We start from the raw sequence: 7,596 nt of genomic DNA on the forward strand, positions 1-7,596 counted from the left end.
GGAGGAGAGATCGATGACAAGCAAAAAAGACAAGGCCAGGATTAAAGCTGCGGTAAAGCGTCGTAAACGTGAGACCTATACACCGGTTGTACCCGATAAACAGCTTGGATTTGTACACAACAATGTCGACTGTATCGGCTGCCGGGCCTGTGAAATCGCCTGTAAAGACAAAAATGGACTGGCGGCCGGACCAAGATTCAGACGGGTTCAATATATCGAAGGTGGCACCTATCCGGACGTCTATGCCTATAAGGTCAATATGTCCTGTAACCATTGTGAATCACCAGCCTGTCTGCCCACCTGCCCCACAGGGGCGATATTCAAACGTCAGGAGGATGGCATCGTCGATATCGATTCCACGCTATGTATCGGTTGTCGACGTTGCGAGGCGGCCTGTCCTTTTGGTGCGCCACAGTTTGATCCAAACGATAACATCGTCAAGAAGTGTAATATGTGCGTGGATGAGATTGAGGCGGGGCGTAAGCCATATTGTGTCATGGCCTGTATGATGCGGGTGTTGGATATCGGGTCCATCGATGAAATCTGGAGGGGTAGCTTAGACACCGTAGCAGTCGGTCCTACAGATAAAGTCTCGAAACAAGTCAAAAACATGGCAAACATAGAGCTGACCAAACCATCGATCGGTTTTGTGGCGCATAGCAAAGGAAAGGTCAAATAATGAAGCTGGTTACTGACCCGAACGACAACTCGAATAATGCGCAGATCAAAAGCTTTTTGCGTGTAATCTCGGATGACTTTCTAATGCTGACTCGCTTACACGCCAAGGAACCGGATGCGGATTTTCTAGAGTTATTGGTGGAATATGAATTCCCCAGCACTATGGCGCTAAATCTGGTCAGTGAAGAGGGTAAAAAGGCTAACCAGTTTATGCAGCGTGTTATTGAAATGATGCCTGAACAGTTTGATGATGAGTATCTCGATACGTTAGCAGCAGACTTCGCGGATATCTATCTGAATCATAGCCTACAGGCTTCACCACTGGAGTCTGTATGGATCGACGAAGAGAAGCTGACCTGTCAAGAGAGCATGTTTCAGGTTCGAGCCTGGTATGAGAGCTATGGTCTGAAAGCGGAAAACTGGCGTATCCGACCAGATGATGACTTGGTGCTGCAACTTCAGTTCATTTCTCACCTATTCTCGATTTCTGAATCGATAAAAGAGCTAGAGGATATTGCCCGATTCATGGATGAACATCTATTGCGCTGGCTTGGTCAATTTACATCACGAGTGGTCCATCGTTCAGCGACACCCTACTATTCAGGAATCGCTCTATTAACAGGGGCTTATTGTGAGGAGTTAAGGGATCTCATTGCCACAATCACCAACCTCCCCCGACCATCTGCGGAGGAGATAGAAGAGAGAATGAAGTGTGATTCGGTGAGACAAGAAGTAACAATGAGCTATATGCCAGGTATTGGACCTGCTGTTTAGTGTTCCCCTTATGCCATTTCTCAAGGATTTGTTCAATCGGATACAAGAGGAAGAGAGATTACCTGTTGTAGACCCGGATCGGTGTGTACATAGTCTGATTGAGATTGCCAGCTGTTCTGCTTGTGTGGATGTCTGCCCCACACAGGCCTGGGCCCTGGATGACGAAGCTTTGCTGTTCGATGCATCTGTTTGTGATGGCTGTGGACTCTGTCTACCCGTCTGTCCTGAAAGTGCTGTCTCAATCCAATATGAAATATTGACCGGTGACCTGGCACAGGGAAAGTTCGCACTCTGTGCCTGTGAACAGACTGGAATGAAGCACAACCAAGGCGTTTTACCTTGCGTTCACCTGATCAGTCTCAACGATATACTCAATCTCTATAATCAGGGCTATATACAATGGGTGTGTGCAACCGGTAACTGCTCAGAGTGCCAACGAGGCTCTAGTACTACCCTTTGTGAGCGAATTCAACAGATTAATTATGCATTGATTGAGGAAGGACTCCCTCTCATCGACTATCACGAAACTGATTTCGCACAATGGCAACGTATCCAGTCAAGGGCAGAGGATACCCACCCGTCAGAAAATCTCAGTCGGCGAGCTTTTTTAAGAGGAGCACTGGAGAACAGTGTCAATGGTCCATCCACTCATTTTAAACAAAAACAACCAGCAACGACTGCCATTCCACCAGGTAAGCTAATGCCGAACCAGAATAGAACAACAATCTGGCCCTATGTACCACAGATTAACAGTAACCTGTGTGATGGCTGTGACGCATGTGTAAATACCTGCCCACATAATGCGATCAGGCTTATCACCGAAAGTGAGAATAAATTTTATAAAATCCGGCCTGAAGCCTGTACTGAATGTGGGATTTGTCGGGATGTATGTGAGAGAGAGGCGATCACTATCATGAAGTGGACAAATCTGCCACAACAGACACTGGCTCTGAATACCTTTACATGTTTGAGCTGTGGCAACCCGGCACACTCACCGTCAGATAATCACCAATCACTATGCAGAATTTGTGTTCAAGTCAATCATCAGAGTAACCTTTATCAGGTAATGGATTAACAGTCCGAAGAGTTGTTGGGTTCATGTGAAGGGGACCTAGGGTCTGTTAACACTAATCCAATAAGCCCTAGGTTAGATAAATATAACAAGTTCATAACATTTCTCCTACGCTACAGACTTATCTGCTTTCCTATGCTCTACTTCAATTCAAGGTTCAGAAGATCGGAAACATAAGACTATGATTAACTTGCGTAAATCTGCTTGTTTTGTCCTCTACTTTGAACTTTCCATTCTCGTAATGGTGGCGATCTTTGCTACCAGCTGCTCATCTGAATCTCCGGAACCTGAACAACGAATCGTTAATCAGAGTAAACCCGTCAACAAGCAAATCGATTTTGCTCCCGGCTTACCATGGTTAAATGTTGAACGCCCGCTGACCACTGACGACATGTTGGGCAAAGTTGTTATCCTGGATTTCTGGACATATGGCTGTATCAACTGTATCCATGTACTGGCGGACCTAAAAAAACTGGAAGAGAAGTATGGCCATCAATTACTGGTCATCGGTGTTCATACCCCAAAATTCGATAATGAGAAAAACCTGCAAACCTTGAGAAAAATCGTGATCCGATACGGCGTCGACCACCCTGTAATCAATGACGTAAATGGTTTACTCGCCAGCTACTATGGAATGCGGGCCTGGCCCACTCGAGTACTAATCGACCCCAAGGGTGAGGTTCTCGGAAAAGTGGTCGGAGAAGGTCGGTATAGTCAGATCGATGATAAGATATCCGAGCTTCTAGCTCAGCACGAGGCAGACCTTAATCCTTCACCCATACCTGTAAAACTGGAGCGCGAAGAAGATGACACAACACTCCTGTCAGCACCGGGAAAAGTCGCTGTAAACAGTAACTCTATTGCGATTAGCGACTCCCTCAATAATCGGATTATTGTTACCAATCACAGTGGCAAGATTAAACATATCGTTGGTTCGGGCACTCCCGGCAAACAAGACGGCAGCTTCACCGATGCCAGTTTCAGCTCACCACAAGGGCTGCTATTCAACAACAATCATATCTATGTAGCGGATACTGGCAACCATCTGCTTAGATTAATAGACCTCGATAATGACAGCGTTACTACCATAGCTGGAAACGGCTCTTTAGAGCGGAAACAGAGTGGTCAATTCCAGGCCAAGTCAATCGGTATGGCCTCACCTTGGGCACTCGCTTTATTGGATGACAGGTTATTTATCGCTATGGCTGGTAGCCATCAGATTTGGGTCTACAGCATCAGCAGAAAGCAGCTCAGTCGTTTCGCCGGATCAGGGCGGGAGGGCATCCTGGACGGTGATGTAGAGCAGGCAACCTTCAGTCAACCGAGCGGGTTGAACATTGACAATGACTGGTTGTATATTGCTGATTCCGAAGCTTCAGCAGTACGACGGGTTGACCTGAAAAATAATCTGGTAGAAACACTGTTGGGTACAGGATTATTCGATTTTGGAGACAGAGATGGTGATCTCCAGAGTGCTAAGTTACAACATGTACTCGGTATATCAGTGAAAGACCAAACCTCGATTTACCTCGCTGACACTTACAATCATAAACTCAAAAGGATCGACCTTGAGTCATCCTCAGTGGAATCGCTGATTGGTGATGGCAAACCAGGATTTCTTAGTACTGTAGATGGTCAGTTGCAACTAAACGAACCGGGAGGGTTGGCACTTTATGAGGACAGACTCTATATCACAGATACCAATAACGATCGTATTGTTGTATACGACATAGACAGTGGAGAACCGAGGCTGCTGAATATTCAACCTATTCAGTAATTATGACTTCACACAAATCTGAATATATCTAAGATATGAAGCCTAGCAATTCTAGATAGAACCATACAATGGCGCATTTTAAACAGCCTGTTTCACCTGAGAATATGAGTACTGAAACCGACACTCCTTGACATTACCTTCACGACCAATCCTATTAGGGCCTGTTAATACCAACTAAAATTAACCTGATTTAATAGTCAAAGATATGCCTGATAATTTGTCAGTTGGTTAGCTTTGAACATCTATTGCATTATCACTTGATCCCGACCATTTTGTTTTGCTTGATAGAGATAGGTATCTGCTCTCTGTATTGCTTTTTCAAACGATTCCTCGCCGGGCATGAATACCGCAATACCAATACTTATTGTCATGTTGAAGCTATTCTTGGCAACAACGAATTGATAGTCGGAAACCACATCACGTATACGTTCAGCATAACTTAAGATTGCATCCTCGTTATCAAACTGCCCCACGACGACGAACTCTTCACCACCATAGCGGATCAGTAGATCACTGGGTCTTGAGCGTTGTCTAAGTAAACCAGCCATCGTGGTAAGCACTTCATCTCCAGCCGCATGTCCATGAGTATCGTTAACCTTTTTAAAATGATCGATATCCATAAACAGAATTGCCATCAAACTGCTGGATTCTCTTCGCTGAAGCTTAATAAGGGATGGAATACTCTCAATCAAGTAGCGCCTTCTGTAAAGACCGGTAAGAGAGTCCCTGACTGCCAGCTGACTCAATCTATCGATCAATTGAGAGCCGAAGAAGACTGAAAATCCGATGAAGATCAGCAGCAGTATGGTCGCCAGGGTTGATCCTCTGATAATGATATCCTCTGTCTCCTGTGCGATATCATCAAGATACTTACCTGTTCCCAACACCCAATCCCAGGGTTCAAAATAGTCAACATAGGAAACCTTATGGTACTCCATACTGTTATGTGGCTTTTTCCAGTAGTACTCTACCCAGCCACCACCTCGCTTGGCGACATCGATGAACTCTTCAAAAATCCGTTTGCCTTTGATATCAGTCCAGTCCATTTGATTGATACCTACCCGCTCCGGAGTGTGAGGCTGCATATAGAGGGTTCCGTTACCCAGGTTAATCCAGTAGTAACCATTTTTCTTATAAGTAGCATTCTCCAGTGCATTGGCTGCGAGTCTTTTTGCCTCAGACATTGACAGCTCCCCGGCCACTTCCAGCTTATAGAAATAACGTATCACACCCATGCCGATTTGTGATACTTCACGGGCATCGTCTTTGTGCTTTTGTAGAAGACTATCTGACAGATTCCCATAGAAATAAGAGAGCAACAGAAGCATACCAAAAAGAAACAGAGCTGAGAGCAGAACAAATTGATTGAGGATTGCGGTTCTTTCTTGGGGCTGCATGATACAGATAAATCAATAGATCTGGTTTCGCTTAGAAGACCTCTGATCTTCCACTGGCGGAATTTTCATAAATCCAGTATATGACATAATTTCACCAGAGAAACCTACGATCGCAGAGTGATAATTGGAATTTCCGGTTTAATTGATCTGTCTCATACCACTTTTGATTTAATTGTCATAATTCATTACAAACTGACATGTGACAATGCAATTCTTGTGGCCTGCCACACATTACCGTAGACAACACACATACCATCTAATCGTAACTTAATGCAGACAACCTCATGTTGTGTTGCTAAGTGCCTGAATATAATTTTATCTTATACCCAAGCTCATCGAATTGGGGCCTGTTAACACTAATCCAATAGGCCTTAGTAAAATTAACAGTATAGTCAATCATGGAAAACCTTTTACGAACCAGCATCAATAAATAAAGTTTTTTATGGTGATCAGGACTACTAATTAAGGAAAACCATAATTTACCTTTGGTAGACATGCTCTATGATCGTCTCAATATTTAATTAACTCGATCAGGATTTTCGAGCCATTTTATCGACCCGGGGGCTTGGTTAAGGGTCTTTCTACCCTGAGGTGCATCGGTGAGTGTCAAGATATCGATAAAACAGCTGAGCTTTCTACTCATGCTTAGCTTTTCACTTTCAAGTTATGGACTTGAGCTAAAATGGGCTGGATGTGGCATTACCAAAAAGGCTTTCATGGCCGAACTGGCTTCTGCTTATGAGCGAAAAACCGGCGTCAAGATAGAGTTGGAAGGCGGTGGGGCCACCAAGGGGATTCAGAAAGTCATTTCAAAGTCCGTCGATGTAGGCGGATCATGCCGCTTCCGTGTGACTGATGACGATGCATCCCGTGCCTCGATCAAGTTCAACCCAGTGGCCTGGGATGCCTTGACAGTTGTAGTCAACCAAGCCAATCAGATCGATTCCATCTCCCTGGAATCACTGCGTGACATCTATACCGGTAAAATCACCAACTGGTCTCAATTGGGCGGTTCTGACCAACCGCTGGATCTCTATGTGCGTGAAGGAAAGATATCCGGTGTCGGGCACACGATTCGACAGTTATTGTTCAACGATCCACAAATGAGCTTTGAGGGCCGTGCGTTTTTCCCCTCTTCAGGGCCACTGGAAAAAGCGATAGAGAAAAATCCCAATGCAATCGGTATGACCGGAATCAGCAGTGCTCGTAAGCGTAACTTCAAAATCCTCAAACTGGATGGTAAAGAACCCAGTTTTGAGAATATCAAAAATGGCTCCTATACCCTGTATCGCCCCCTCTATATCATAAGCAACAGAGAGAGCGCCAACTACGCCGAGGTCAAACGCTTTCTTAGTTTTACACACAGCCGGGAAGGTCGAGATATTATGCGTGATAATGGTGTTGTACCCTATCTCGAAGCGGTCTGGTTAAGCAGTAATCTACAGCGTCAATGGTCTGACTCAAGGAAGATTAGAAATTGAGTTGAGCCAATCGGTAGTGAGATTTTCTCCTGCCACACCACTCATTTCTGAACAAAAGCCTGACAGTTCCCTTTTATCTACCAATATAATGAGTAGATTCATTACCTTAGAGTTGATTTAAACGCCCCCTCCTCTGCATATAAGAAGCTGTAATATCAAACCAAGGTCTGTTGACCCTCTATTTATAACGTTATTTAAATATGGTTAATCGTCTGCAACTCCAAAAGTGAATTTTTGTACCTCTTTTTTAGTCAAAACAATAGACAAACTTATGCAGGGAGTATTTGAAAAAAAGATAACGTAAAATTTCTTTCGCACATTTGAAGAGGCGGTGGCCTTGTTGATTAAATGGTAAGTGACCAAACGAACCAACAATCAACAGAAGGACCACCACCATGAATAAAGATACCAAAACTT

At 44.4% G+C, this 7,596-nt stretch carries 6 protein-coding genes; 5 read left to right on the top strand and 1 reads right to left on the bottom strand.

Annotated features, from left to right (window positions below; translation table 11 throughout):
• Nucleotides 1-13: 13 nt before the first annotated feature.
• The 4 genes from AC4IE8_RS01015 to AC4IE8_RS01030 all read left to right on the top strand — a co-directional run bounded on the left by AC4IE8_RS01015 (nucleotide 14) and on the right by AC4IE8_RS01030 (nucleotide 4,301).
• On the top strand, nucleotides 14-679 hold the full coding sequence (locus AC4IE8_RS01015; protein ID WP_068991875.1) for a 4Fe-4S dicluster domain-containing protein: 666 nt from the start codon (nucleotides 14-16) through the stop codon (nucleotides 677-679).
• The gene (locus AC4IE8_RS01020) at nucleotides 679-1,452 is read left to right on the top strand and encodes a TorD/DmsD family molecular chaperone (RefSeq protein ID WP_490790078.1); all 774 of its coding nucleotides are present in this window, start codon (nucleotides 679-681) and stop codon (nucleotides 1,450-1,452) included. Before AC4IE8_RS01015 ends, AC4IE8_RS01020 begins: the two co-directional genes overlap by 1 nt.
• A 10-nt stretch (nucleotides 1,453-1,462) precedes the next feature.
• Complete coding sequence (locus AC4IE8_RS01025) at nucleotides 1,463-2,527, top strand: ATP-binding protein (protein WP_490790079.1); 1,065 nt, start codon at nucleotides 1,463-1,465, stop codon at nucleotides 2,525-2,527.
• Nucleotides 2,528-2,705: 178 nt separating this feature from the next.
• Nucleotides 2,706-4,301 (top strand): thioredoxin-like domain-containing protein, encoded by a 1,596-nt coding sequence (locus AC4IE8_RS01030; protein WP_490790080.1) that lies wholly within the window; start codon nucleotides 2,706-2,708, stop codon nucleotides 4,299-4,301.
• 242 nt (nucleotides 4,302-4,543) lie between these two features.
• Here AC4IE8_RS01030 and AC4IE8_RS01035 read toward each other — a convergent pair whose 3' ends face one another.
• Nucleotides 4,544-5,698, bottom strand: coding sequence for a diguanylate cyclase (locus tag AC4IE8_RS01035; RefSeq protein WP_490790081.1), 1,155 nt, complete (start codon nucleotides 5,696-5,698; stop codon nucleotides 4,544-4,546).
• 599 nt (nucleotides 5,699-6,297) lie between these two features.
• Between AC4IE8_RS01035 and AC4IE8_RS01040 the strand changes: the two genes are divergently transcribed.
• Nucleotides 6,298-7,179: a phosphate ABC transporter substrate-binding protein gene (locus tag AC4IE8_RS01040; protein WP_490790082.1), complete on the top strand. Its 882-nt coding sequence runs from the start codon at nucleotides 6,298-6,300 to the stop codon at nucleotides 7,177-7,179.
• The last annotated feature ends 417 nt before the right edge of the window (nucleotides 7,180-7,596 follow it).

The organism is Candidatus Thiodiazotropha sp. AKAK2, from assembly GCF_058244685.1.